Raw genomic sequence first — 26617 nt, forward strand, 5'->3', positions numbered from 1 at the left:
TACACACGTACACACGTGCCCGCGTACACGCGTGCTAGCGAGGCGGGCGCGCCGGTGTACCGACGCCGTCCGTCGTGGGCGGGCGCCGCCCCCTCCGGGTACCCGGTACCCGGCGAACGATCAGGAGTCGACCGGTGATCAGTCTGGCCGCAGCGGGGGGAGTGGCCCTGGTCGAACTGGGCATGGCACTGACCCCGGGACCGAACATGATCCACCTCGCGTCCCGCGCGATCACCCAGGGCCGCCGGGCGGGCCTGGTCAGCCTGAGCGGGACCGCCGTGGGGTTCGTGTGCTACCTGCTGGCGGCGGCCGCCGGGCTGTCCGCGCTGTTCGCAGCCGTGCCGCCGGCATTCACGGTGGTCAAGCTCGCCGGGGCCGCCTACCTGGCCTACCTGGCCTGGGACATGCTCAGGCCCGGTGGCCGCTCGCCCTTCGCCCCGGCCGGCGACCTGCCTCCGGTCTCCGACGCCCGCCTGTTCTCGACGGGGCTGCTGACCAACCTGCTCAACCCCAAGATCGCCCTCATGTACGCCGCCCTGCTCCCCCAGTTCATGGACCCGCAGGCGGGGCCCGCCCGGGCGCAGTTGCTGCAGCTCGGTGCCGTGCAGATCGTCGTGGGCGTCTGTGTGAACGGCCTGGTCATGCTGGGTGCGGCGCGGGTGTCGGGATTCCTGGCCGCCCGGCCCCGCGTGATGACCGCCCAGCGGTTCGCGGCGGGCGGCCTGCTCGGTGTGTTCGCGCTGCGCACGGCCCTGTCGCGTACGCCCGCCCAGGCCTGAGCGGTACCCGACCGGCGACCGCTACTGGCCGAGGTGGGTGAAGCCCGCCCAGGCGCTCAGGTCGTGCGGGTCGAGTCGGTGCAGCCGCCCGGCGAGGACGGGCGGCATCCCGTCCGGCGCCCGGCGGGCCGGGTCCAGCACCCACAACTGGGCGCGGCGCAGGGCCCGGGCGGGAGGTTCGCCCTCCCGGCGCAGGTAGTGGTGGGTCATGTACATCAGCACCGAGGTGGCGTCGTCCGGGACCGGCCACAGCGAGCCGATCACGGAGCGGCTGCCGGCCGCCAGGAAGGCCGAGGACAGGCTGTACGCCTCGTTGTTGCCGCGGCCGGACACCTGGCTGCGGCAGGCGGCGAGCACCACCAGGCCGAGCCGGCCGGGCAGGGACGCCGCCAGCTCCTCGGCCGGCAGCTCGCCGCCCTTGAGGGTGAGGTAGGAGCTGTGGGCCCGGTTCTCCTCGACGGTGCCGTGGCAGGCCAGGTGCAGGACGCCGCCGCCGTCGCCGTGCCGGTGCAGCCAGTCGGTGACCTGCCGGGGGGTGCCGTCGCCGGTGCGCAGGCCGAGGAAGGTCCCGTCCGGGTAGAAGGCGCGTTGGACGGCGGCGGCCTCCTCGCCGGCGTACGGCAGGTCGCCGGTCGGGTCGCCCACGACGAGGGCGGTGCCGGTGTGGGGTGCGGCGGGGCGTGCGGCGACCTCGCACAGCAGCCGGGCGGAGGCCGCGTACGAGAACTCCGCGTCCTGGAGGGCGTACCGGCGGCCGGTGCCGGTGTCGGCGCCCGGCCGGGGGTCGGCCCCGGTCCACGCGGCGTGCCAGGGCACGAGGCCGAGGGCACCCATGGGTACGAGCACCAGGCGGGGGTTGCGTCCGGGGGTCTCGAACAGGTCGAGCAGCGGCCGGACCGCGACCCGCCAGGCCCAGGCGCAGAGCCGGTCCAGCTGGTCGCGCAGGGGCGGGGCGGGGCTCGGCCCGTCGCCGTAGCCGGGGACGGGGAGCAGGTCGCGCCGGCCGGGACGGCCGGCGGGGCGGTACTCGCGCAGGGGCCGGGCGTCTTCCAGGAGCCGGGGCAGGGGCAGTTCGCGGACCTCGCCGGCGGAGGTGACGACGTAGGCGGTGCCGGGGCATTCGGCGGTGCCGGGGACCAGGTAGACGAGGGCGTCCTGCCGCTGGGCGCGCAGTCCGCGTGCGATCTCGGCGACGTCGGGTGGGACGAGGAGCCGGTCGCCGCCCTCGGTGAGGGCCCGGACGGCCTGGAGGCGCAGCGGGCCGGGCACGCCGTCGGGACCGGACTCGGCGGCGGCCCGCCGCCACGCGTCGGCGAGGTCGGTGCGGCCGGCGGCGGTCAGCCGCTCGGTGACGGACCGGCCGGTGGTGGCGGCGTGCAGGATGAGGGCCCGGCAGGAGTCGAGGGCCCGCACGGCGTCCCCGGGGGCGCCGTCAGCGACGCACCAGGCGGTGACCTGCTGGGAGAGGAAGGTGGCCTCCCGGACGGCGGCGGCCACGTCGTCCGCTCCGGACTGGAGCAGGGCGGACCAGGCGATGCCGCGGAGGGCGTCCAGGCCGAGGCGGCGGGCGCGGGCGAGTTCGGCGGGGGCGTGGGGGTGGCGCATCCGGTAGGCCTTGGCGAGCGTGCCGGCGGCGACTGCCCAGAGGCGGTGCTCGGGGCCGCGCATGGCCTCGGTGGCGGTTTCCAGCCGGGAGATGCCCTGGTCGAGGTCGGGGCCGGGCCGTCCGGTGCGGGGATCGGGCTCCATCGTGCCGAGGGCGCAGTACGAGGTGCCCAGGTCCGTGAGCAGGTCGGTCCAGTCGTCGGTGCCCGCGGCCGTGAGGGACAGGGCCTCCTCGCTGAGGGCGAGCGTGCTGCGCAACAGGACCAGGTCGTCGGAGTCGAGTGCCTCGACCCGCCAGGCACGCGAGAACGAGGCGAGGAGGTCGGCCCGCCGGCCCCGGGGGAACTTGGCCGCCGTCGCGCGTACTTCGTCCATGGTGGGCCGGCCCTGGGACGGGGGCAGGGCCGGGTGGCCGAGCCGCTCCGCCAGCGGGCGGCGTACCACCCTGACTTCCTCCAGCATCGCCCATGCCTCCACGCGCAGCATGTCCTCGTCCCCGGCCAGGCCGGCCAGGTGACCGGCGATGGCCGCGAGGTGCCGGTCGACGGCGGCCAGATCGCCACGGTGCCCGGCGAGGACCGCGGCGTCCCGCTCCCGTGCGCACCTGTACCGCCGGGCCAGCATCGGCTGTTCGTGCATGGCGGAGAACAGGCCCTCCCAGTCGTCCTCGGCTGCCGGACCCCCGATGATCCCCTGCCTCCGTTGCAGCAGGGCCGCGGCCGAGCGCGCCCCGAACTCCACGGAGGAGCTGTCGTTGCCCGCCTCGATCGCCGCCTCGAAGTGGGCCAGGGCCTCCTCCAGGAGCGCGTCGGACCCCTGGAGGCCCTGCGCGAGCCGGTAGTGCCCGAGGACGGCGCGGCCGCGGGCGCGCCAGGCCGGGTCCCGTTCGGCCTGGCGCATGACGGCGTCGACGAACTCGGCCTCGCGTTCCGGTCCGAGCCGGTCGCGGTGCGGGTCCAGCCAGTCCCCCACTTCGAGCAGTTGGGCGGCGTACTCGCCCCGGAGGGATTCGGGGACGTCGTCGCGCCATTCCCGCATGAGGATGGTGGTGAAGTTCCGCTCCCAGTTCGCCCGGGCCTGCGGGTTGTCGGCGAGGGTGGGGTGGTACAGCCCGAAGTCGTAGGGGTTGCCGGCGGCGTCGAGTCCGCGCCGCCATTGCTGGTAGAGCGGCAGGAGTTCCGCGAAGGACAGGTCCGGTTCCGTGCCCGCCAGGTGCTGGGCGACCGCGAGCAGCATCGTCATCCCCGCGCGGACCCCGGAAGGGATTCCGTCGTCCTGGAGGACGAGCCTGGCGGCGCGGATGGCCACCGGGAGCCGGGCCGGGTCCGCGTCGTGCTGGTGCCGGAAGTACTGCGCGCCGGCGAGGTACATCGCGGGCACGTTCGGGACGGGCGCGCTCCCTGGTGTCTGCCGGTCGACGGCCCTGGTGAGCAGGGCTATGGCGCGCTCCAGGTCGTCGGCCGCGGCCTGGAACGTACCGGCCTGCCAGAACAGCCTGCCGAAGAGGTCGAGCCGGAAGTCGTCGAGGGCGTCCATCTGTTCGGGCGTGGCCGTGAGTGCGGCCACGTCCGCCCTGGCGAGTTCCCGTTCCCGGTCGTCGTCGATCAGCGCGCGGGCCTGCGCCACCAGCAGCCGGACGTCGCGCTCCGTCACGGGGCTGCCGGCGCCCCGCGCCCGTACGGCGGCCAGGGTGCGCAGGCCCTCGTCTCGGGCCGCCTCCAGGTCGGAGCGGTCGGTGGTGAGGGTGCCGAGCATGGTCAGGGCGACGGCGCGCCCGTACCGGATGGCCTCCGGTTCCCGCTCGGGGTGCGGCGGATGTGCCGCCGCGGCCGGGAGTGCCCGGGCGTACAGGCGGGCGGACTCGGCGTAGGAGTCGGCCTCGCGGGTCAGCGACCCGTGGACGAGCCGCATGTGGGCGAGGTGGAGGAGCAGGTCCGGGTCGTCCGGATCGGCTGCGGCGGCGCGCTCGTTCAGGGGGAGGGCGGCGGCGAGCAGGTCCTGGTCGTGCTGGGCGCCGAACCAGCGGACCCAGGCGAGGTTGGCGAGCAGGCGGCGGGCCAGGGCCGCGGTGGCGACGCGGTCGGGGTCGGTCTCCAGGTCCCCGCCCCCGGCGAGGCCGGCCAGGCCGTCGGACAGCAGGGTCGAGGCCCGGTCCACGAGGTCGGGGTCGGGGTGGAGGTCGTACTGGAAGGCCATGACGTGGCCGTACAGGATCCGCCAGACCGGCCAGTGCGGGGCCGGGCCGTCGGGGTTCCGGAAGGCGTGCGCGAACGCCTCGGCGGCGGCGTCGGCTTCCCCGGTCTCGCCGTGCAGGGTGACGAGCCGGTAGCCGATCTCCCCCGCCTCGGCGCACAGTTCGGCGGCTGCCGGGTCCGTCGCGCGCAGGGTGGTGAGCTCGGCGAGGATCGCCTCGCGCCGGGCGCGCAGCTCGGCAGGGTCGTCCACGGGCGCTCCGATGGGTCGGGGGCGGGCGGGTCAGGGCGCGAGCCGCGCGTGGTACGGGAGCAGGGCCTGGTCGAGCCAGGCGCGGCCCTGCTCGGTGCCGAAGTCCACGCCGTCCTCGGCGGTCGCCGCGGTGAGCAGGCCGGGCGGGCAGCGGTCCGCGAACAGCACCAGGGCCCGCTCGCCGGGGTCCCGCTTGGAGGCCCAGAGGAACCCCTTGGCCCACGGGCCGGTGTGGCCGCGTATCCAGTGGGCCCAGTCGCGGGTGTACGGGTAGTCGCGGGCCTCGGCCTGCACCAGCCAGCTGTCCTGGTGGACGGCGGCCAGGTCCGGGCCGGTGACCAGGCAGACCAGTTCCAGGTCGGCGGCCGGCCGGAGTACCGACAGGCGGCGGCCGGTGAACGCCGCGTGGGGCACCAGGCGGGCACCGCCGTCCGGGTCGAACGGCAGGGAGTGCAGCAGGGTCTCGCTGACGGCGGCGCCGGCGGTGAGGCCTGCGTACAGGTAGCCGTACGGGTCGCAGGCGGTGGCGTCGAAGCGGCCGCCGCCGTACAGGCAGTGGGCGGGGACGGGGTTGAAGGCGTCGGCGGTGCGGCGCGCGGAGTGCACCCGGTAGAGCGGGGTGCCGGCGGGCAGGGTCAGCCGGGCGGGGCTGCCGGCCGGTTTCGCCGGGGGCCGGTAGTTGGGCACGGGCTACTCCCCCTCGGTCAGGAGCCGGGCGGTGTCGGGAAGGCGCGCTTCGTGCGGGGTGCCGAGGAGGGCGGCGGGGACGGCGTCCAGCCAGGCGTTCGGGCAGAGCCACCAGTCGGCGGCGCCCCAGGGGTCCTCGTCGGCGTCGAGCAGCAGGTTGACCTCGCGGACCACCGGGTGGACGGTGCCGTCGGCGGTGAACTGGAAGTCGGGGAGCCGGACGAGGCCGCCGGGGCCGCGCAGCCGGATCAGACCGGGCGCGTACGGGTCGCTGCCGCGTTCCAGGGTCTCGGCGTCGCCGCGTGCGGGCGCGGCCAGCAGCCGGTCGCGGACCTCGCCGAGCACCGGGCCGACCATCCGGTGCCCGTCGAGCACCAGCACGGCCAGGTCCTCGGCGGAGTAGCCGAGGTGGCCGACGGGGCGGTCCGGCGGGGCGGCGGTGAGCCGGCTCTCGCCGGGGAACCGGTCGGGCAGCCGCTCCCCCAGCAGCCGGGCGGCGAGCAGCGCGGCGCGGTGGCCGGCGGGCTGGTCCCCGGCGGTGCGGAGGGCGGCCAGCAGCAGTTCGAGCCCGTGGAGGGCCTCGGCGTCGAGGCGGGGTCGCAGCAGGTCCCATTCGGCGGCCGCGGCGGCGAGACGGGCGTAGGGGTCGGTCACGGTCGGTCTCCGCTCGGGCCGGGTGCGGCGGCCGGCAGCAGCCGGGCCAGCAGGTCGGCCCGCTCGGGCCGGCGTACCAGGAAGTGCACGTCCCAGGGGCCGCCGCGGGCCAGTTCGGCCTCGACGGCGGCCCAGACGGCGGCGAAGCTGGCGGCGGGGCTCAGGCCGCCGCGTCCGGCGCCGAGCAGCGGCAGGCATACGGAGCGGAGCCCGCCGGGGTCGTCGGCGAGCAGCCGGAACACGCGGGTCACCGCGCGGGTGACGTCGCCGGGGAGGACGTCGTAGTCGTTGGTGCCGGGGCGGGGCACGGCGACGGCGGCGTGGTAGACGCGGCGGACGCCCTGGGCGGCGAGGGCGCCGGCGCCGGTGCCGGCGACGGTGCCGGCGGCGACGGGCAGGCCGTGCGGGGCGTTGCGGGCGGCCCAGGCGCGGAGTTCGGCGCCGATGCGGTCCTCGGTGATCCGGCCGGCCGGGTCGCGGTCGGCTCCGGCGCGGCGGAGGGAGGCGGCGACGGAGGACTTGTAGGGCTCGGGCAGCGCGAGGTGGGTGTTGACCGGGGAGACGACGGCGTCGATGTCGCGGAGCAGGTCGACGGGGTGGACGTGCAGGGTGACGCGGGCCGTGCGCCGGCCCGCGGTGACGGATAACTCCCGGTGCCTCGGCGCGAGTCCGGGCCCGGCACCGGTGGCCTCGCCCTCCTCCCCGGCGGCGAGCCGGAGCAGCTGCTCGGCGACCTGGCCGAGCACCCGCCGCTCGGGGTCCCGGCGGAACCTCTCGACGCTGAGCCCGTACACCTGCGCGGCCCGTCTGCGCCGGTCGGAGCCGGGCCAGTCGCGGGTTCCCCGGGCGAGCCCGAGGCTGTACTCGGCGGCCTCGCGCAGGGTGCCGTCGTCCAGCGCGGCGACGGCGGCGCGCAGCAGCCGTTCGACGGCGGGGAAGTGCGGCTCGTCCCCGCATCCGGCGAGTCCGGCGAGCACGGGCAGCCGGAGCTCCCGCAGTCGCACGATCCCGGCCCGCCGCACTTCCCTCACCTCCGAGAGGACCGCCCCGTGATCCGGCAGTTGACTCAGCGACATGGCGCAAAGGATCGCACCGCCACCCCACCCCGACAACCCTGATCCGGCCCTCCTGGGACCATCCTCCGGTCCGCGGTGGTCGCACTCCGGTCACCGGCCGGACCCGTCCGGTCGGCTTCCGGTCCGGCTTCCGGTCGGATCCTTGCGGCCGGGCCGGAGCGGGTACGCGCGCCGGAGCTCCCGGCCGGGGCGGCGTCCCGGCCGGGCTCCGGCCGTACGGTTGGTGACGGAGGGTCAGAAGCTGGCCTGGGCGCGTACGTCGGCGCGGCCGACCGACTCCAGGCCGTAGGTCTCGCGGTAGAGGCGGCGGATGAACTCGATGTCGGTGTCGCGGCGGCGGAACTCGGCGGCCGGGTAGAGGACGGTCAGTTCGTACGAGCGCTCGCGGTTGATGTCGCCCTCCTTGTCGCGCCACTGGCCGCGGCCCTCCTGGAGCGTCAGGCCGGACGGGAATCTCGGGGTGACGACGTCCGCGACGAACTTCATGAACTGTTCGTCGGTGATGGGCGGGAGACCGTCGTGGCGGCCGGTGCCGAAGTAGAGGTGGGTGGAGACGTACGGGCTGCCGCGGCCGGCGGTCGGCTGCGCGGCCGCCGGTGCGGCCGCTGCCGCCACCGGCGGGGTGTCCTGGAGCAGGCCTGAGACCGGGCCCTGGGCGGCGAGCAAGAGCGAGGCCGCCGCGAAGGCGGCGGCCGTGGGCACGGAGACGCGGATGTGGCGCATGGGGTCCCTATCTGTGGCCCCCGGGGGTGAGTCCGGGGAGTTCGTCGGGTGGGTGGGGTAACCGGGCTGTGCGGAGTTCGGCGAGCAGGTGGAACGCCGCGTCGCGGAGGGCGGGCGGGATCCGGTCCGGGGTGTCGCGCAGCATGCGCGCGGTCCGGGCCAGGGACTCGGTGGTGCGCACCGAGCCGATGCCGGCGGCGCGCGGGGCGATGTCCGCGATCAGGGCCTCCGTCTCGCGCCAGGCGCCGGCCGCGGCGAGCGCGGCGAGGAGTTCCGCGGTGAACAGGTGGCGGTAGGAGGGACCGGGGGCGGTGGCCGCCTCGTGCAGCAGGGGTACGGCGCGGTCCCAGCGGCGCAGCCGGGCCTCCACCCAGCCCTGGTGGCCGCGGAGTTCGGCCCGGTCGATCCACCAGGCCCAGTGCGGGTCGCGGTCCGAGACGCCGTCCAGGAACCGGCTGCGGGCCCGGGCGATCAGGTCGAGGGGCTCCCGGTGGGCGCCCAGCATCGCCGTCGCGTGGGCCCGGCGGATGAGGACGAGGCTCTCCACGCGGGGCGGGAGCGGGCGCGCTCCGGTGACCCTGGCCGCGGTACGGAGGGCCGCGCGCGGCCGGCCGGTGTGGGCCTGGAGCATGCTGTGGTTGAGCTCGACCAGGCGGGCCGTCCACCGGTCGCCGCAGCGTTCCGCCAGGGCGTGCGCGCGGGCGTTGAGCCGGCGGGCCGGACCGTACCGGCCGGCGTCGAACAGGATCCAGCCGGCCACCTCGTACAGCTCGGCGAGCGCGGCGAGCCGGTCGCTCCCCGTGGCGCGCGGTGCGGCCGCGGGGCCGGGCAGGTGGCGGGCGGCCTCGCGCACGGCGGCGCGGGCGGCGGGCTCGGCAGCCGTGGCGCCGTGCGCGGCGTCGAGGGCGACCAGGTGCCGGGTGGTGCGGGCCGCCCAGCCGGTCACCACGTCGCGTCCGCGGCCGTGCCGCGCCGCCGGTCCAGCGCGGTGAACGCGGTGGCCACCCGGGTCAGCCACTCCACCTCGTCGCGGAAGTCCTCGTACGGCGGGCGGGAGGGGATCTCGGAGCCGGAGCCGTCCGCCTCGGTGCGGGGCGCGGGGTCGGCGCAGCGGCTCAGCGCGGCGCGTACCTGGAGGGCTTCGCCCAGCGGCGAGGTGGGGTCCTCGGGCAGGTCAAGGGCGCGGGCCATGCGGGCGAACTCGGCGAGGGAGAGGGAGGTGCGGAGCAGGAGCTGCCCGTCGCGTATCTCGATGACCCGGCGGTACAGGCGGTAGTGCGGGTCGCGGGGCGGCACGAGTTCGCGCGGCCAGGACCGCGGCGGGTCCAGCGCGATGTCGGGGGTGGCCTGGTGCAGGGCCCACCACAGGGGCCGCAGCCGCAGGTAGGCGCGGTAGCTGCGGAACCAGCCCAGGGCCTTGGTGACGTGGATGCCCCAGGAGGGGATGGTCCAGCCGGTGACCTGGAGCAGGGCGCCGACGCTGCCGCAGGTCCACTGGATCGGGTCGAGGACGGCCGCGTCGTAGTGGAGGCGGGTGCCGGCGATCTGGATGCCGCGGGTGACGCAGTAGACGAGGATCAGGCTCGCGCCGACGGTCACGGTCAGCATGCCGACCTTGAGCCACTGCCGGCCCACGACCTTGGTGAAGCGCAGCGACAGCCGCACGGTCTCGAACTGCCCCACCGCGCAGATGACCAGGTAGAAGGTCATGTAGAGGGCGTAGTCGGCGTTCTGGATGCTGAGCAGGATGGTGGAGGTCGCCGTCTCGGAGTGGGACACCGGTCCCGCCACGAAGGAGGCGACGACCAGGACGACGAGCGCGGTGCCGAAGAACAGCACCCGGTTGCGGGCCATCCGGCGGGCCCGGTCCGGTGGGGCGGACCAGTGCACGAGGACGACCTGTTGGGCGGCGGTGAGCACCACCACCGCGACCTGGGTGATCAGCGAGGTGATGTTGGGCAGCCCGAAGAAGGCGGAGATGTGCAGCCGCAGCAGGTCGAGGTCGACGAGGAAGCTGATGCCGGAGCAGAGGAAGTACACGCACAGCGCCCACAGGGCAATGTCGTGCGGGCGGCGGACCAGGTCGGGCAGCCGGTAGGCGAAGGCGGCGAGGCCGACCGCGGTGCAGATCCAGGCGAGGACCGTGTAGATCACGCGCGGCCCTGCCCGGGTGCGCCGGAGCCGTTGCCGCCGAGGCCGTTGGCGCCGGCGCCGAGGTTGCCGCCCGGGCCGTCGGCGCCGAGGCCGTTGCCACCGGTGCCGAGGTTGCCCGGGCCGTTGCCGCCGGCGCCGACGTTCCTGCCGAGGCCCTCCTCGATGCGGGCGACGACGTCGGCGGCTTCCGCCGGTACGCCCCAGGCCGGTTCGGCCCACCGTTTCGCGGCCCGGGCGAGGATCAGGGAGGCCATGGTCTCGGCCTCCTGCTCCTCGTCCTCGCTGTAGCTGGAGCGCATCAGGGCGGTGCCGTTGTGGTCCAGGGCGATGTGGGCCAGTTCGTGGGCGATGATGTGTTCCTTGTGCGACGGCGAGGCCGACTCCTCGAACGCGACGATGTCGAAGTCGTCCATCTTCAGCCACATGCCGAAGAGGTGGGGGTCGGGGAACGCGGTGGGCAGCAGGTGGATGGGACGCCGGCGCCGGGTACTGAGGTAGGCGCGGAACTCCTCGATCCCGCAGCCGTGTTCCATCCCCCACTGGCCGAGCAGCAGTTCACAGCTGCGGCGCACCTTCTTGAGGCGCCGCCTCAGCCGTCTGCCCTCCGTCCTCGTCCGTCCCGGTGTCACACCAACGATTCGATCACCCTTGGCGGAGGGCGGCTAGAGCGATTTCGGCCCAAGGGAACGCCTTGGGCCCGCGCCGTGGCGGTCCGGGCCGTTCCGTCCCCGCCGGGTCAGCGGGCGAGGACCGCCGCGACGCCCTTGGCCAGGCAGGGGATGCGGTGGGCGGGGATGCCCGCGATGTTGATCCGCCCGGCGGTGGTGCCGTAGATCGCGAACTCCTTGCGCAGCCGCAGCATCTGGTCCGCGGTGAGCGGCAGCATCGAGAACATGCCCTTCTGCCTGGCCAGCGCCCGCGCCTCCGCTTCCCGGCCGAGGGCGCCCAGCTGGGCGGTGAGGTCGGCCCGGTTGGCTTCGATGCGGCCGCGCATGGCGTCGAGTTCGGCCCGCCAGGCGAGACGGAGGCCCGGGTCCCGGAGGATGGTGGTGACGACGGCGGCACCGTGCTCGGGGGGCATGGAGTACAGGGTGCGGGCCGCGTTCTGCAGGGCGGTCTCGGCGTGCCGGACCGCCTGCGGGGACGCGCCGAGCACGATGGCGCAGCCGGTGCGGTCGCTGTAGAGGCCGAAGTTCTTGGAGCAGCTGACCGCGACGAGTACCTCCGGGAGGCGGTCGGCGAGCATCCTGGTGGCCCACAGGTCGGCTTCCAGGCCGTCGCCGAGGCCGTGGTAGGCGAGGTCCACGAACGGCACCCAGCCGTTGCGGGCGGCCAGCCCGGCCAGCTCCTCCCACTCCTCGCGGGAGGGGTCGACGCCGGTGGGGTTGTGGCAGCAGCCCTGGAGCAGTACGACGTCCTCGCGCCCGGCGCCGCGCAGGTCGCGCAGCATGCCGGCGGTGTCGGAGCCGCCTTCGGCGCCGGGCAGGCCGTAGGTGCGGACCTTCAGCCCGGCGGCCTCCAGGATCGGCCGGTGGTTGACGTACGCGGGGTCGCTGATCCACACGGTGGCGCCGGGGCGGGTGCGGCAGACCAGGTCGGCCAGCAGCCGCAGGGCGCCGGTGCCGGCGACGGTCTGTACGGCGGCCGCCCGCCCGGTCGGGCCGTCCGCGCCGAGGACGAGCTCCAGCAGGGCGGTGTTGAAGGCGGTGTTGCCGGACAGGCCCCGGTACTCCTTCGACTCGGACCGTTCGGCGAGCCGGATCTCGGCCTCGCGGACGGCGGCCATGACGGGGGTGCCGCCGGTGTGGTCGCGGTACACGCCGAGGACGAGGTCGAGGCGTTCGGGGCGCGGGTCGGTGCCGTACTCGGAGGTGAGTTCCCACAGCGGGTCGGCGGGGGGCGGCGGGAGGAGCTCAAGCATCTGCGGGAACCTCGGGTCGTGGGCGGGGACGCGGGCGGCGGTTGGCGAGCACGACGCCCGCGGTGATGAGGGGTACGCCGATCAGCACGGCGGCGGTGGGGGTCTCCCCGAGCAGGGGGACGGCGAGGAGCACGACGGCGACAGGGCTCAGGCTGCCGACCGTGGAGGCGCGCTCGGCGCCCAGCCGGCGGATGGCGAAGGCGTACAGCAGGCCCGCGCACAGGCCCACGCCCAGGCCCTGGACGACCAGGAAGAGCAGCACGTCGGAGCCGGCGGCGTGGGCGAGTCCGGTGGGCAGGACGCCGGTCAGGGCCAGGGCGGCGATCACGGCGAACGAGGGCAGGCAGAGCAGGCCGATGGAGCCGACCGGGTCGAGGTCGACCTCGCGCAGGCCGACCGTGTACAGGGCCCACAGTCCGCTGGCGACGAGGAGCGTGCCGGAGCCGGCCAGGACGTCGGTGTCCACCGGTACGACGTAGCGCCAGACCAGGGCGGTGACACCGGCGGCGATCAGGGCGAGGCCGGCCACCTGGGTGCCGCGGGGGGCGCCCCGCCCGCCGGCGACCATGATCGCGGAGACGAACAGCGGGACCATGCCGGGGACGATCGAGCCGACGAACGCCGCCGAGGTGAGGGAGCCGCCGTGCATGGCGGCGAGGAAGAACGGCACTCCGGCACCGCAGATGATCTTCGCGGCGGCGGCGGGCCGGACCGCGGCGATGCGCCGGCGGCGCCGCCACAGCGCCGGGGCCAGGACGAGCAGCGGGACGCCGAACCGGAGCAGGGCGGCGTCGGCGGGCAGCAGGGTGGAGGAGCCCAGGGCGCGGGCGCTGAGCGCGAAGGCGGCCCAGATCGCCACGGTCGCCAGCAGGGCCGCCATGCCCACGGCCTGCGGGGACATCCGCAGGCGGGCGGCGACCCCGGCGCGCGGGCCGGCGGGGCCGACGGACGCGGCGGGGTCCGATGGCGCGGCGGGGTCCGGGGGCGCGGCGGGGTCCGGGGGCGCGGCGGGCGCGACTACCGGGTCGGCGGGCGCGGCGGGGGGAGGCGTCGCCACGCCGGTGGGGTTGGTCGCGGCCAAGGAGTGTGCTCCGCCCTCTAGAGACCCGGTCCGTCCGTTCCAGGCAACGGTAGGTCCTCCGCCGGGGCAGCCGATTGCCAGTTCTGCCGCTCGGACATACGTTTGGGGCAGAATCTGCCAAGGAATGCCAAGGAACGCCGAGAAACGCCGAGAAACGCCGAGGAGTGGTCATGGACGCGGTCGATCTGCAGATCGTGCGGGAGTTGCAGGCCGACGGGCGGCTGTCCAACCAGGACCTCGCCGACCGCGTCCGGCTGTCCCCGTCACCCTGTCTGCGCCGGGTCCGCCGGCTGGAGGAGGCGGGCCTGATCCGGGGCTACACGGCCGTGGTCGACCAGGTCGCGTTCGGCCTGCCGATCACCGTGTTCGTGCGGATCCGGCTGGAGCGCCACACCGCGCAGGCCGTCCGCCTGTTCGAGGAGCACGTCGCCGTCATCGAGCACATCCAGGACTGCTACCTGATGGCGGGCAGCAGCGACTACCTGCTGCGCGTGGTGATCGAGGACCTCGAAGCGTACGAGTCGCTGGTCCGTGACCGGATCCACGCCATTCCGGGGATCGCGTCGATCGAGTCGAGCTTCGCCTACGGCAGCGTCAAGCAGTCCCGGACCTACCCCCGGCCGTCGCCGCGTTCCGCGGGCCGGCCGCGCTAGGGGCGCCCGCGGGGCCGGCACCGGCCCGCGAAGTGGCCGGGAACATCCGCCGCGGCGATGATGGGCAGACCGGCCGACGCCCCCGACCCGCTCGAGACGGGCGGCCGCTCCCCGCGGAACACCGGCCCACGGCACGGCACCCGGCCCGTCCGGCGCCACCCGCCGTGTGGACCCCTGTGGTCGCCCGTCCCGGTCGGCGCAACGGCCGAGGAGGCGCTGTGAACGACTACCCTCCGATCGCGGACCACGGAATCGTCGGCGACCTGCAGACCGCGGCGCTGATCGCCGCGGACGGAACCGTGGACTGGTGGTGCACCCCCCGGTTCGACTCCCCCAGCGTGTTCGCGTCGCTGCTCGACAGCGACCGGGGCGGGCAGTGCCGCCTGCGGGCCGACGTCGGCGAGGAAGCCGCCGTCCGCCAGCTGTACCTGCCCGACACCGCCGTCCTCATCACGCGCTTCATGGCACCGGGCGGGGTCGGTGAGGTCGTCGACTTCATGCCCCCCGACACCACCCGGACGCCCTCCGCCCGGCACCGCCTGGTCCGGGCCGCCCGGGTGGTGCGCGGCAGCCTCCCGTTCGAGCTGCTGTGCCGGCCGCGCTTCGACTACGGCCGCGCGCCGCACGACCTCAGGCGCCTCGACGACGGGTCCGTGCTGTTCCGCGGCCCGGGCACGGACCTGCACCTCCAGGCCACCACACCGATCGTGCTGCACCCGGACGGCACCGACGTCTCGTCGCGGTTCACCCTGCACGCCGGGGAGCGCGCCGCGATCGTCCTGACCAGCCAGAGCGGCGGACCGCCGGAACCCGGCGGCGGGCCCGGCGGTCCGGTCCCCACCACCGAGGCGGTGCTCGCCGAGTTCGACGCGTGCAGCGCGTTCTGGCTGTCCTGGCTGCGGTCCTCGCGCTACCGGGGCCGCTGGCACGAGATGGTCAGCCGCTCCGCGATCACCCTCAAGCTGCTGACGTACGCCCCCACCGGGGCCCCGATCGCCGCCGCCACCATGGGCCTGCCCGAGCAGATCGGCGGGGAGCGCAACTGGGACTACCGCTACACCTGGGTGCGCGACGCCTCGCTGTCGGTGCGGGCACTGATCGACCTCGGGTTCACCGCGGAGGCCGACGCCTTCCGCCGGTGGCTGCGGGAGCGCCTGGCCGCCGGCGGCACCACCTCCGGCGAACCGCTGCAGATCATGTACCGCGTCGACGGCGATCCGCAGCTCGGCGAGGAGGTGCTGGACCACCTGGAGGGTTACCGGCGGTCCGGGCCGGTGCGCGCCGGCAACGCCGCCGCCGACCAGATCCAGCTCGACATCTACGGCGAGGCCGCCTACGCCCTCGCCCAGGCCGAGGACATCGGCGGCATCAGGGGCTGGCGTGCGTTCACCGATGTCGTCGACTGGCTCACCGAGCACTGGGACCGGCCGGACGAAGGCATCTGGGAGACCCGCGGCGGCCGACAGGACTTCACCTACAGCCGCCTGATGACCTGGGTCGCCTTCGACCGGGCCGTCCGCCTGGCCACCACCCACTCCCGCCCCGGGGACCTCTCCCGCTGGCGGGGAGTGCGCGACGCCGTCTTCCGCCAGATCACCGACCGCGGCTGGAGCGAGAACCGCCGCGCCTTCGTCCAGCACTACGACACCGAGGTCCTCGACGCGTCCCTGCTCCTCATGCCGAAGGTCGGCTTCCTCACGCCCACCGACCCCGACTGGCTGACCACGCTCGACGCCATGGGCGCCGAGCTCGTCAGCGACAGCCTCGTCTACCGCTACGACCCCGCCGCCTCCCCGGACGGCCTGCGCGGTTCCGAGGGCACCTTCAACCTGTGCAGCTTCCTGTACGTCGAGGCCCTCGCCCGCGCCGGACGCCTGCACCAGGCCCGTTACGCCTTCGACAAGATGCTCACCTACGCCAACCACGTCGGCCTGTTCGCCGAGGAGATCGGCCCTTCGGGCGAGCAGCTCGGAAACTTCCCGCAGGCCTTCACCCACCTCGCCCTCATCGACGCCGCCCTCGCCCTCGACGACGAACTCGACCGCGCCGAACGGCTGCCCCGCTGACCTCCTGACCGCGCCGCCGGCGTCACCGCCCCCCGGACGGCGCCGCCGACGACCCCTCGGAACCCGGTCCGGCCGCCGCGGGCGGTCGGGCGCGCGGCAGCAGCGCCGCGGCGGCCAGCCCGCCCAGGCCCACCAAGGCGAGGGCCGCCATCGCCGCGGCGTACGCGCTGCCGCTGAGACCCGCGACGAGGATGGTGCCCGCGATGGCCGTGCCGAGCGAGGACCCCAGGTTGGAGACGCTGCGCGAGAGTCCGGAGATCTCGCCCTGCCGTGACTCGGGGAAGCACGACTGGACCACGTTCACCGAGGGGGTGAGCATCACGCCCAGGCCCAGCCCGATCAGCAGCAGACCGGGGGCGAACGCCCAGGCACCGGGCGTCCGGGCGACCAGGGCGAGCAGGACGGCGATGCCGGCCACCGTCGTGACGAAGCCGGCCATGATCAGGGTGCGCTGTGGGCGCCGCCGGGCCAGCCTCCCGGCGGCCAGCGAGGAGGCGAGGATGCCGAGTGTCGCGGCCGTGAAGATGACCCCGGTCCCGATCGCGTCGTAGCCGCGGACGACCTGCAGGTACGCGGCGACGGTGAAGGAGACGCCCATCAGCAGCAGCCACTGCGCGTTCTGGGTGACCAGGCCCAGGTCGGAGGTGCGGTCGCGGAACAGCGACGTCGACAGCAGCGCCTCCCGGCCGGCCCGCTCGCGGCCGCGCACCCAGAGGAAGAACCCGGCCAGGACCAGCGCACCGGCCAGCAGCAGCCCCAGGGCGAGCCGGCCGTCGTCGTCCACCGCCAGGATGCCGGTGACCAGCATGACCAGGCCGGCCGCCGACAGCACGGCCCCGAAAGTGTCGAAGGGCCGGGCGGGATCGGGCGGCAGCGGATCGTCGAGCCCCCGGCACAGCACCACGATCACCACGACCACCAGCGCCTGGAACAGGAATGCCGCGCGCCAGCCGATCGCACTGGTGATCAGTCCGCCGATGAGCGGGCCGGCGGCCGCGCCGATGCCGCCCATCGCCATGATCGCGCCGAAGGCCCGGGCCCGGGAGGCCGTGTCGGAGAACAGCAGCGTGGTGAGGACGTAGACCGGTGGGATCAGCAGCGCCGTCCCCACCCCTTGCAGGATCGAGTTGCCGAGGATCAGCACGCCCAGTCCCGGGGCGGCCGCGCTGAGCACGGTACCCACCCCGTACACCACGAGGCCCGTCATCAGACAGCGCTTGCGGCCCCACTTGTCGGTCAGCTTGCCGCCCGGGATCATCAGCGCGGCCATCACCAGCAGGAAGATCGTGATCGCGACCTGCACGCCCTGGACGGTGGTGTCCAGGTCATCACTGATGTCGTTGATCATCACGTTCATGTTCGAGCCCGCGAAACTGCAGATGAACTGGGCCAACGCCAGTGGGGCGAGGACCCGGCGCGACGCCGGCGCACGCCCTGCGGCCTCCCCTGCGGCCGATCCCGCCATACAGCCATCCCGTCCGTAGGCCGGGGCGAGGCTTCCGCCGCCCGTCGGCGCCCTCGGCAGACCGGTTCCGGTCGCCCCCACGACCGTCCCACGAACACCCGCCGCCGCGGCCGCAGGCACGCCCGGAGGCACTCCCGGAGGCAGGCCCGGAGGCACTCCCGGAGGCAGGCCCGGGTGACCGGCCCGGAGGCGGGCGCGGCTCAGGCCAGCCGGGCCTCGAAGGCCGCGTAGGCGCGCTCGTCGAACAGCACGAAGCGGACCTCCTCCACCGCGGTGCCGCTCGCCCGTACCGTCTCCACCGCGATCCGGGCGCCGTCGTCGATCGGCCAGCCGTACACCCCGGTGGAGATCGCCGGGAAGGCGACCGTACGGGCGCCCAGCTCGTCGGCGACGCGCAGGGACTCGCGGTAGCAGGAGGCGAGCAGCGCGCTGCGGTCCTCCTCGCGGGACCAGACCGGGCCCACGGTGTGGACCACGTGCCCGGCCTGGAGGCGGCCGGCGGTGGTGGCCACGGCCTGCCCGGTGGCCAGCCCCTTGCCGTAGCGGGAGGCGCGCAGGGCCCGGCATGCGGCGAGGATCTCCGGTCCGCCGCGCCGGTGGACGGCGCCGTCGACCCCGCCGCCGCCCAGCAGCGAGGAGTTGGCGGCGTTGACGATCACGTCGGCCTTCTCGGCGGTGATGTCGCCCTGGACGAGGGTGATGCGGACCATCGGGATCAGCGGGCCTTTCGCAGGTGGCGCCAGACCGCCTTGGCCGCGTTGTGGCCGGACATGCCGTGGACGCCGGGACCGGGCGGGGTGGCGGAGGAGCAGAGGAAGACGGCCGGGTGGGAGGTCTCGTAGGGGAACGCGGAGAGCTTGGGGCGCAGCAGGAGCTGGAGGCCGGAGGCGGCGCCGCAGGCGATGTCGCCGCCGACGTAGTTGGGGTTGCGGGCGGCGAGCTGGGGCGGGCCGGCGGTGGCGCGGGCGAGGACGAGGTCGCGGAAGCCGGGGGCGAAACGTTCGAGCTGGCGTTCCACCGCTTCGGTGAGGTCGCCCTCCCAGCCGTGCGGTACGTGCCCGTAGGCCCAGAACACGTGCTTGCCCTCGGGTGCGCGGCTCGGGTCGGCCAGGCTGGGCTGGGCGGTGATGAGGAACGGGGTGCGGGGGGCCCGGCCGCCGGAGGCCAGTTGCAGGGCGGCGTCGATGTCCCGGGTGCGGGGGCCGATCTGGACGGTGCCGGCGCGGCGCGCGGCCTCGTCGGTCCAGGGGACGGGCCCGGACAGGGCGTAGTCGAGCTTGAACACGGACGCGCCGTAGCGGTAGCCCTCGTAGGCCCGGCCGAGCCGGGCGATCCTGGCGAGGGCGGTGGGCGAGGTGTCGAAGACGTACGCGCGGGCCGGCGGGAGGTCGTCCAGCCGCTTGACCTCGAAGCCGGTGTGCACGGTGCCGCCGAGGTCGCGGAGGTATCCGGCGAGGGCGTCCGAGAGGGACTGGGACCCGCCGCGGGCCATCGGCCAGCCGCCGGCGTGGGCGGCGAGGGCGAAGACCAGGCCGACGGCTCCGGTGCCGATCCCGCCGAGCGGGGCGATGACGTGTGCGACCAGGCCCGCGAACAGGGCGCGGGCACGGTCCTCGTGGAACCGGCCCAGCAGCCAGGTGGCCGGGGGCAGGCCGGCCAGCCCGAACCGGGCCAGGGTGACCGGGTCGCGGGGCAGGGCGGTGGAGGGCAGGGACATGAAGTCCCTGGCCAGGGTGTCCCAGCGGCCGAGGAAGGGCTCGACGAGACGGCGGTAGACACCTGCGTCGCGCGGCCCGAAGGAGGCGGCGGTCTCGGCCACCGAGCGGGACAGCACGGCGGCCGGCCCGTCGTCGAACGGGTGCGCCATGGGCAGCGGGGCGTGCACCCACTCCAGGCCGTAGCGCGCCAGCGGCATGGTCTTGAAGACGGGCGAGCCGGCGCCGAGGGGGTGCACGGCCGAGCAGGGGTCGTGCCGGAAGCCCGGGAGGGTGAGCTCCTCGGTGCGGGCACCGCCGCCGACGCCGTCCGCCGCCTCGAACACGGCCACCGAGAAACCGCGCCGGGCGAGTTCGACGGCGGCCGTCAGCCCGTTGGGGCCCGCCCCCACGACGACCGCATCGAGGATGGACGGCACCATACGACTCCTTCGCCTGCTCGTCTGCTTCACCTGCCCGGCGGCTGGGGCTCAAGGGTATTACCGGTCTCCGCGCAGCAGGTCGCGCACGCGGAGCGCGGTGGCCTCGTCCCGGCCCACGGCGAACGGCAGGACGTTGTCCCGGTCGATGCGGAAGGGCTCGCCGGCCACGGTGGTCTGGGCGCCGCCGGCCTCGGCGACGAGCAGGAGTCCGGCCGCGTGGTCCCAGGCCGAGGGCCAGGTGAACGCCAGCGCGTCGACGTCCCCTCGGGCCACCTTCAGGTACTCCAGGCCGGCCGATCCGCAGGGGCGCGGCGCCACGCCGGGGACCTCCAGCCGGGCCAGCACCGCTTTGTCATGTTCGCTCGTGTAGAGCGGGTGGGCCATGGCGACCCGCAGCTCGTCGCCCGGCCGGGGCGAACCTGCCGCCAGGCGCTCGCCGTTGAGGTACGCACCCTGTCCGCGGACGGCGGTGGCCAGCTCCTCCAGCGCCGGGGCGAACGTCCAGGAGGCGAGGACCTCCCCGCGCAGCGCGAGGGCCACGAGGGTGCAGAAGGCGGGGTCGCCGTTGACGAACTGCCGAGTGCCGTCGACCGGGTCGACGACCCACACGGGCGCTTCACGGCGCAGCGCCTCGTACACGGTGGGGTCGGCGTGCACGGCCTCCTCCCCCACCACGACGGAGCCGGGCAGGAGGGCGGTGAGGGCGGCGGTCAGGTGCTCCTCGGCCCGCCGGTCGGCGACGGTCACCAGGTCGTGCGGGCCGCTCTTCTCGTCGATGTCGTGCCGGGCGAGCTGCCGGAACCTCGGCATGATCTCGACCGCGGCCGCCTTGCGGACGGCCTCCTCGACGTCACCGAGCCGGCTGGCGAGAAATTCATCGATCATGGGTCCATCACACCATGCCGGGCCGACGAACCCCACCGCTCCGGGTGGACGGCGGGTGAACCCCCTCGTCCGTTCAGTCGCGCGTCCAGACCTCGACGAGCCCGTCCACGTGGGCGGGGTCCCCGTCGCCGGTGCCGGCCGGCCCCGACCCCCGCACAGGCGTTCCCGCGGCCACGGCCGGCCACCCCCGCGCAGGGGTCCGCGTCAGCCGTTGATCGCCGGGATGACATGTTGCCCGTACGCGTCGATCGTCGCCTCCTTCGCGTCGTGCATGTCGTAGACGGCGAACTGGTCGACGCCCAGGTCGCGCAGGGCGCGGAGCTTGTCGATGTGGGCCTCGGGCGGGCCCAGCAGGCAGAAGCGGTCGACGATCTCGTCGGGGACGAAGTCCGTGGAGGGGTTTCCGGCGCGGCCGTGGTGGCTGTAGTCGTAGCCCTGGCGGGCCTTGATGTAGTCGGTGAGGGCGTCCGGGACCATGCCCGAGTGCTCGCCGTAGCGGCCCACCAGGTCGGCGACGTGGTTGCCGACCATGCCGCCGAACCAGCGGCACTGGTCGCGGGCGTGGGCCAGGTCGTCGCCGACGTACGCGGGGGCGGCCACGCAGATGGTGATCGCGGACGGGTCGCGGCCGGCCCGGACGGCGGCCTCGCGGACCGCGCGGACCATCCACTCGGTGAGGTAGGGGTCGGCGAGCTGGAGGATGAAGCCGTCGGCCTTCTCGCCGGCCAGGGCGAGGGCCTTCGGGCCGTACGCGGCCATCCAGACGGGCAGTCTGCCGTTCCTGATCCACGGGATGCGGACCGGGTTGCCGTCGACCTCCGCCTCGCGGCCCTCGGCGAGGTCGCGGATGACCTCGATGGCCTCTCCGAGCCGGGCCAGGGTGTTGGGCTTGCGGCCGGCCACCCGCATGGCGGAGTCGCCGCGGCCGATGCCGCACACGGTGCGGTTGCCGTACATGTCGTTGAGGGTGGCGAAGGTGGAGGCGGTGACCTCCCAGGTGCGGGTGCCCGGGTTCGTGACCATCGGACCGATGGTCAGCTTCTGGGTGTTGGCGAGGATCTGGCTGTAGATGACGAAGGGTTCCTGCCAGAGCACGGCCGAGTCGAAGGTCCAGCCGTACCGGAAGCCGTTGCGCTCCGCGCGTTTCATCAGACTGACGACCTGGGAGGCCGGGGGGTCGGTTTGCAGGACGAGACCGAAGTCCATGCCAGTTCCTTAGGACGGTGCAGCCTTACAGGTATTGACAGGTGGACCGGTGGACGAAGGCGCCCTGGCCGGCCTTGCCGGTGTACTGCCGGGCGTCGATGACGGCCCGCCCGCGCGACAGGACGGTGTCGACGCGTCCGGTGATCCGCTTGCCCTCGTACGCCGAGTAGTCCACGTTCATGTGGTGGGTCTCGGCGGAGATGACCTGCTCGGCGTGCGGATCGTAGAGGACGATGTCGGCGTCGGAGCCCGGCGCGATGGTGCCCTTCTGCGGGTAGAGGCCGAACATCCGGGCCGGGGTCGCGCAGGCGATCTCGATCCAGCGGCGGCGGGTGATGTGGCCGTCCAGGACGGCCTGGTGGAGGAGGTCCATGCGGTTCTCGACGCCCGGCAGGCCGTTGGGGATCTTGGAGAAGTCGCCGCGGCCGAGCTCCTTCTGGCCGCGGAAGCAGAAGGGGCAGTGGTCGGTGGAGACCACTTGGAGGTCGTTCGTCCGCAGCCCCCGCCACAGCGCGGCCTGGTGCTCCCTGGGCCGCAGCGGGGTGGAGCAGACGTACTTGGCGCCCTGGAAGTCGGGCTCGGCGAGGTTGTCGGTGGACAGGAAGAGGTACTGGGGGCAGGTCTCGCCGAAGACGGGGAGCCCCTTGTCGCGGGCCGCCGCCAGTTCCGCCACCGCCTCCTCCGCCGAGACGTGCACGACGTAGAGGGGGGAGCCCGCGACGCGGGCCAGCTGGACGGCGCGGTGGGTGGCCTCGGCCTCCAGCAGGACCTTGCGGACCTCGCCGTGGTGGCGGGGGTCGGTCTCGCCGCGGGCCAGGGCCTGTTCGACGAGGACGTCGATGGCGATGCCGTTCTCGGCGTGCATCATGATCAGCCCGCCGTTGCCGGAGGCCCGCTGCATGGCGCGCAGGATCTGCCCGTCGTCGCTGTAGAAGACGCCGGGATAGGCCATGAACAGCTTGAAGGAGCTGACGCCCTCCTCGACGAGCAGGTCCATCTCCTTGAGGGTGTGCTCGTTGACGTCGGAGAGGATCATGTGGAAGCCGTAGTCGACGGCGCAGTTGCCGTCGGCCTTGGCGTACCAGGCGTCGAGTCCCTCGCGCAGCGGCCGGCCGACGCTCTGCACGGCGAAGTCCACGATGGTGGTGGTGCCGCCCCAGGCGGCGGCCCTGGTGCCGGTCTCGAAGGTGTCGGAGGCGGAGGTGCCGCCGAAGGGCAGTTCCATGTGGGTGTGGGCGTCGACCCCGCCCGGGATGACGTACTTCCCGGTGGCGTCGATCGTGCGGTCGGCCGTCCAGCTCGCCGCGGCCGCGGAGCCGGTGGCTGCCAGGGCCGCCACCCGGCCGTCCTCGATCAGGACGTCCGCGTGGAGTTCGTCGGCGGCGGTGATGACGAGGCCGCCGCGGATCAGGGTGCGGTTGGTCACGGTTCCCCCTCTACCGGAGGCTGTGCAGGGCCTGTTCGAGGATGTCCGCGCCCTCGTCCGCCTCGGCGACGGTGAGGGACAGCGGCGGGGCGACGCGCAGCACGCTGGTGTTGTGCCCGCCTCCCTTGCCGATCAGCAGTCCGCCCTCACGGGCGGCTTCGAGTACGGCGGCGGCCGCTTCCGGGTCGGCCTCGTCGGTGCCGGGCCGGACGAGCTCGATGCCGGCCATCAGGCCGCGGCCGCGGACCTCGCGTACGGCGGGCACGGCGGCGGCGACGGCCCTCAGGCGTTCCAGCAGCAGGCCGCCGACCCGGCGGGCGTTGCCCTGGAGGTCGTGTTCCAGGAGGTGGCCGAGGTTGGCGAGTCCGGCGGCCATGGTGACGGGGGAACCGCCGAAGGTGGAGATGGAGTTGGTGTCCAGGCAGTTCATGATCTCGGCACGGGCGACGACCCCGCCGACGGACATGCCGTTGCCGATGCCCTTGGCGAAGGTCAGGATGTCCGGCGGGCCGTTCTGGGCGTGTGCCTGCCAGCCCCAGAAGTGGTCGCCGGTACGGCCCCAGCCGGTCTGCACCTCGTCGCTGATCCAGAGGATGCCGTGCCGGTCGAGGACCTCCCGGAAGGCTCCGTAGAGGCCGTCGGGCGGGGAGGTGAACCCGCCCACGCCCTGGACGGGTTCGGCGATCAGGGCGGCCACTCCCCCGCGCGTCTGGCCTAGCACGTCCTCCAGGTCGGCGACGGCGGCGGCGGTGAAGGCGGCGTCGTCCAGGTGCGCGAAGGGGCCGCGGGTGCGGACCGCGCCGTGCACGTAGTGGGTCTGGAGCGGCGAGAGGCTGGTCGGGGACCAGCCCCTGTTGCCGGTGATGGAGACCGTGGCGAAGGACCGGCCGTGGTAGCTGTTGCGCATCGCCAGGATCTGGTTGGAGCGGCGGTGGGCGGTGGCGAGCAGCAGGGCGGTGTCGTTGGCCTCGGTCCCGGAGGTGGTGAAGAAGACCCGGGCGTCCGGGATGCCGGACAGCTGGGCCACGCGCTCGGCGAGTTCCACCATGGGCCGGTTGAGGTACAGGGTGGAGGAGTGGATGATCCGTCCGGCCTGGTCGGCGACCGCCTTGGTGACCTCGGGCAGGGCGTGGGCGGTCATGGTGGTGAGGATGCCGCCGAAGAAGTCGAGGTAGCGGTTGCCCTCGGCGTCCCAGACGTGGCGGCCCTCGCCGTGGGTGAGTTCGATGGGGCGCTGGTAGTACAGGGCGAGCCAGTCGGGGAGCACCGCCTGGTGGCGGGAGTGCAGGGCGACGGGGCTGTGTGGTGCGGCGGTCACGGCTGTACGAGCCCTCCGTAGGCGTCGGGGCGGCGGTCGCGGTAGAAGGCCCACTGGGTGCGGACCTCGTCGATCAGGTCGAAGTCCAGGTCGCGGACGAGGAGTTCCTCCTCCTTGTCGCTGGCGACGTCGCCGACGAACTGGCCCCGCGGGTCCACGAAGTAGCTGGTCCCGTAGAAGTCGTTGTCGCCGTACTCCTCCTGGCCGATGCGGTTGATGGCGGCGATGAAGTACTCGTTGGCGACGGCCGCGGCGGGCTGCTCCAGCTGCCAGAGGTAGGAGGACAGGCCCCGGTGGGTGGCGGACGGGTTGTAGACCAGCTGGGCGCCGGCGAGGCCGAGCTGGCGCCAGCCCTCGGGGAAGTGGCGGTCGTAGCAGATGTACACGCCGACCTTGCCGACGGCGGTCTCGAACACCGGCCAGCCGAGGTTGCCGGGGCGGAAGTAGTACTTCTCCCAGAAGCCCTTGACCTGGGGGATGTGGTGCTTGCGGTACTTGCCGAGGTACCGGCCGTCGGCGTCGATCACGGCGGCGGTGTTGTAGTGGAAGCCGGCGCTCTCCAGCTCGAAGACCGGTACGACGATCACCATGCCGGTCTCGCGGGCCAGGTCCTGCATCCGCCGTACGGTCGGGCCGTCGGGGACGGGCTCGGCCCAGCGGTAGTGCTCGGGTTCCTGGACCTGGCAGAAGTACGGCGCGTTGAAGACCTCTTGGAAGCCGATGACCTGCGCGCCCTGGGCGGCGGCCCGGCGTGCGTGCTCCTCGTGCTTGGCGATCATCGATTCGGTGTCGCCGGTCCAGGTGGCCTGGACCAGCGCGGCGCGGACGATGTGGGCCATGAGCTGCTCCTCGCCTCTACGCACGTAGACGGTGTGCGTAGGTACGAGACCGTAAGCCTCGTCACACTCCGGGGCAAGACCACCGCGCACGGTCGGAGTAGTCGATCAGATCAGGTCCCGCGGTGGTCGGATCCGGTCAACGGCCGGGCAGCGGATGGCTCTTGGGTCCCGCTACCTGATCCCCGCCACCCGTAGCGCGTGCTTCAGGTCCCGGTGGCGGTTCCCGGAGGCCCGGCGGGCCGCCTCCAGCAGCCGGGGGCCGAACCACTGCGGGTCCCGGCGGGCCAGCCGGGCCGCCTCCTCGGCGGTCCGCACCCGTACGAAGGCGTCGAGCAGCGCTTCCGCCTCGGCCGCGCGGCCGGCGGCGTCCAGCGCCAGCGCGGCCTCCGCGATCTCCGCGGGCGGGCGGGCCACGCCCAGGCGCAGCAGCCGGTCCCGGTCCTCCTCGCGGCCAGCCGCGCCCAGGGCGGCAGCGGACTCGGCCAGGCGCTCGGGCGGCAGGCCGGCCGCCGCCTCCCACAGCAGGGTGGCCCAGTCCGCGGCGAGCCCGGCCCGCTCCAGCTCCCGGGCGAGGCCCGGCAGCAGGGCCGCGGGCCAGCCGGCGGCCTCGCACAGCAGGGCGTGCGCCTCTCCGGTGCGCCCCTGCCCGCGCAACGCGGTCAGCCCGGCCACCAGCCGCGGCACGGGCTGCCCGGCGGCGGCCGCGCCGGCGCCGGGTCCGGGCCCGGACCCGGACCCGGACCCGGACCCGTACGTCTGGCCCGGGTCGGGGTCCGGACCGGGGCCCGGGGGCCGGGCGAGCTCGTGTGCCGGGGCGGGGACCTGGGGGGCGCCGGGGGTGGGCGTCGGGGTGGAGTCCGGGGCCGTGGTGGGGCCCGGCTGGGCGGGTACGCCCGGGAGGCCGGTCCGGGGCGGCGGGCCGGCGGCCCGGGGGGAAGCCTCCCGTGCGGCGGGCCCGGGGCGGGCGAGGGCGGACAGGCGGGCGGACAGATCGGCGCAGCGGGACTCCGCGCGGGCCAGGTCGTCGCGGGTCCAGGCGAGCTCCCCGGACAGGAACCGCGCCTCCTCCGGGTCCCCCGCCGCCGCCAGCCGGGCCGCGAGGCCGTGCACGGCGGCCTCGGAGGCGGCCCGCTGCGCCCCGGTCCGGGCGAGCGTGCCGCGCAACTCCCCGGCGGCGGCGGGCCGCCGGTCGTATGCGGCCGCGGCGGCCGCCCGCAGCGGGGCCAGCACCGCCGCCTCCGCCGCCGCGTGTTCCGGGCCGAGGGCCGCCGCGAGGTCGGCCAGCAGTGACTCCAGCACGTCCCAGGGCGGCACCGCCACCGCGTCCAGGCAGGCCCGCATGCCCTCGGGGTCCCGCCGCAGGAACTCGCCGTACCAGCCGGATGCCGGGTCGAGCGCTTCCGTGAGCGCCCGGAGCCTCAGGGCGAGGCGGGCCATCGCGGTCGCGCCGTCCGGGGAAGTCGCGGTCTCCATGGCGGCATTGCAGCGCACCCGTGT

General features: G+C 74.7%; 22 protein-coding genes. 3 read left to right on the forward strand and 19 right to left on the reverse strand.

What is annotated here, in order from left to right; all coding sequences use genetic code 11:
* The first annotated feature begins 134 nt into the window (after window positions 1-134).
* On the forward strand, window positions 135-779 hold the full coding sequence (locus tag ACFY61_RS02615; protein WP_389465997.1) for a LysE family translocator: 645 nt from the start codon (window positions 135-137) through the stop codon (window positions 777-779).
* A 21-nt stretch (window positions 780-800) separates the two neighbouring features.
* Here the strand turns inward: ACFY61_RS02615 and ACFY61_RS02620 are convergent, their stop codons facing one another.
* The 10 genes from ACFY61_RS02620 to ACFY61_RS02665 all read right to left on the reverse strand — a co-directional run bounded on the left by ACFY61_RS02620 (window position 801) and on the right by ACFY61_RS02665 (window position 13125).
* On the reverse strand, window positions 801-4829 hold the full coding sequence (locus ACFY61_RS02620) for a CHAT domain-containing protein (protein WP_389466000.1): 4029 nt from the start codon (window positions 4827-4829) through the stop codon (window positions 801-803).
* Window positions 4830-4859: 30 nt separating this feature from the next.
* Window positions 4860-5516, reverse strand: coding sequence for an RES family NAD+ phosphorylase (locus ACFY61_RS02625; RefSeq protein WP_389466002.1), 657 nt, complete (start codon window positions 5514-5516; stop codon window positions 4860-4862).
* Window positions 5517-5519: 3 nt separating this feature from the next.
* The gene (locus tag ACFY61_RS02630) at window positions 5520-6170 is read right to left on the reverse strand and encodes a hypothetical protein (RefSeq protein WP_389466005.1); all 651 of its coding nucleotides are present in this window, start codon (window positions 6168-6170) and stop codon (window positions 5520-5522) included.
* Entirely contained in the window at window positions 6167-7246 is a 1080-nt protein-coding gene (locus ACFY61_RS02635; RefSeq protein WP_389466008.1) for a hypothetical protein, read from the reverse strand. Before ACFY61_RS02635 ends, ACFY61_RS02630 begins: the two co-directional genes overlap by 4 nt.
* 234 nt (window positions 7247-7480) lie before the next feature.
* Window positions 7481-7969 (reverse strand): DUF3574 domain-containing protein, encoded by a 489-nt coding sequence (locus tag ACFY61_RS02640; RefSeq protein WP_389466011.1) that lies wholly within the window; start codon window positions 7967-7969, stop codon window positions 7481-7483.
* Between the two features lie 7 nt (window positions 7970-7976).
* Window positions 7977-8918, reverse strand: coding sequence for a DNA-binding protein (locus ACFY61_RS02645; RefSeq protein ID WP_389466013.1), 942 nt, complete (start codon window positions 8916-8918; stop codon window positions 7977-7979).
* Window positions 8912-10123 carry an MAB_1171c family putative transporter gene (locus ACFY61_RS02650; protein ID WP_389466016.1) on the reverse strand — a complete coding sequence of 404 codons (1212 nt, stop codon included), beginning with the start codon at window positions 10121-10123 and terminating at the stop codon, window positions 8912-8914. Before ACFY61_RS02650 ends, ACFY61_RS02645 begins: the two co-directional genes overlap by 7 nt.
* Window positions 10120-10752, reverse strand: a complete 633-nt coding sequence (locus ACFY61_RS02655; RefSeq protein ID WP_389466018.1) for an ImmA/IrrE family metallo-endopeptidase — start codon at window positions 10750-10752, stop codon at window positions 10120-10122. The genes ACFY61_RS02650 and ACFY61_RS02655 overlap by 4 nt, the downstream gene beginning before the upstream one ends.
* Before the next feature lie 107 nt (window positions 10753-10859).
* The gene (locus ACFY61_RS02660; RefSeq protein WP_389466020.1) at window positions 10860-12044 is read right to left on the reverse strand and encodes an aromatic amino acid transaminase; all 1185 of its coding nucleotides are present in this window, start codon (window positions 12042-12044) and stop codon (window positions 10860-10862) included.
* A complete protein-coding gene (locus ACFY61_RS02665) occupies window positions 12037-13125 on the reverse strand; it encodes an EamA family transporter (protein WP_389466023.1) in 1089 nt (362 codons plus the stop codon). Before ACFY61_RS02665 ends, ACFY61_RS02660 begins: the two co-directional genes overlap by 8 nt.
* Before the next feature lie 170 nt (window positions 13126-13295).
* On the opposite strand from ACFY61_RS02665, the gene ACFY61_RS02670 reads away from it, so the two are divergent.
* Both ACFY61_RS02670 and ACFY61_RS02675 read left to right on the forward strand, forming a co-directional pair.
* Window positions 13296-13778: an Lrp/AsnC family transcriptional regulator gene (locus tag ACFY61_RS02670; protein WP_389466026.1), complete on the forward strand. Its 483-nt coding sequence runs from the start codon at window positions 13296-13298 to the stop codon at window positions 13776-13778.
* Between the two features lie 218 nt (window positions 13779-13996).
* A complete protein-coding gene (locus ACFY61_RS02675; protein WP_389466029.1) occupies window positions 13997-15844 on the forward strand; it encodes a glycoside hydrolase family 15 protein in 1848 nt (615 codons plus the stop codon).
* A gap of 22 nt (window positions 15845-15866) precedes the next feature.
* Here ACFY61_RS02675 and ACFY61_RS02680 read toward each other — a convergent pair whose 3' ends face one another.
* From ACFY61_RS02680 to ACFY61_RS02720, 9 genes are all read right to left on the reverse strand, one after another.
* Window positions 15867-17309 (reverse strand): MFS transporter, encoded by a 1443-nt coding sequence (locus tag ACFY61_RS02680; RefSeq protein WP_389466032.1) that lies wholly within the window; start codon window positions 17307-17309, stop codon window positions 15867-15869.
* Between the two features lie 200 nt (window positions 17310-17509).
* A complete protein-coding gene (locus tag ACFY61_RS02685) occupies window positions 17510-18019 on the reverse strand; it encodes an O-acetyl-ADP-ribose deacetylase (RefSeq protein WP_389466035.1) in 510 nt (169 codons plus the stop codon).
* Window positions 18020-18024: 5 nt separating this feature from the next.
* Window positions 18025-19443 carry a phytoene desaturase family protein gene (locus ACFY61_RS02690; RefSeq protein WP_389466983.1) on the reverse strand — a complete coding sequence of 473 codons (1419 nt, stop codon included), beginning with the start codon at window positions 19441-19443 and terminating at the stop codon, window positions 18025-18027.
* Window positions 19444-19503: 60 nt separating this feature from the next.
* Window positions 19504-20331, reverse strand: coding sequence for an inositol monophosphatase family protein (locus ACFY61_RS02695; RefSeq protein ID WP_389466037.1), 828 nt, complete (start codon window positions 20329-20331; stop codon window positions 19504-19506).
* 204 nt (window positions 20332-20535) lie between these two features.
* Window positions 20536-21537, reverse strand: coding sequence for a TIGR03842 family LLM class F420-dependent oxidoreductase (locus ACFY61_RS02700; protein WP_389466039.1), 1002 nt, complete (start codon window positions 21535-21537; stop codon window positions 20536-20538).
* A gap of 25 nt (window positions 21538-21562) precedes the next feature.
* Window positions 21563-22963: a dihydropyrimidinase gene (gene hydA / locus ACFY61_RS02705; protein ID WP_389466042.1), complete on the reverse strand. Its 1401-nt coding sequence runs from the start codon at window positions 22961-22963 to the stop codon at window positions 21563-21565.
* A 10-nt stretch (window positions 22964-22973) separates the two neighbouring features.
* Complete coding sequence (locus tag ACFY61_RS02710) at window positions 22974-24281, reverse strand: aspartate aminotransferase family protein (RefSeq protein ID WP_389466045.1); 1308 nt, start codon at window positions 24279-24281, stop codon at window positions 22974-22976.
* Window positions 24278-25120 carry a nitrilase-related carbon-nitrogen hydrolase gene (locus ACFY61_RS02715; protein ID WP_389466047.1) on the reverse strand — a complete coding sequence of 281 codons (843 nt, stop codon included), beginning with the start codon at window positions 25118-25120 and terminating at the stop codon, window positions 24278-24280. Before ACFY61_RS02715 ends, ACFY61_RS02710 begins: the two co-directional genes overlap by 4 nt.
* A 171-nt stretch (window positions 25121-25291) precedes the next feature.
* Entirely contained in the window at window positions 25292-26593 is a 1302-nt protein-coding gene (locus ACFY61_RS02720) for a hypothetical protein (RefSeq protein ID WP_389466050.1), read from the reverse strand.
* Window positions 26594-26617 lie beyond the last annotated feature (24 nt).

This window comes from Streptomyces sp. NPDC012888, from assembly GCF_042900645.1.
GTDB lineage: Bacteria > Actinomycetota > Actinomycetes > Streptomycetales > Streptomycetaceae > Streptomyces.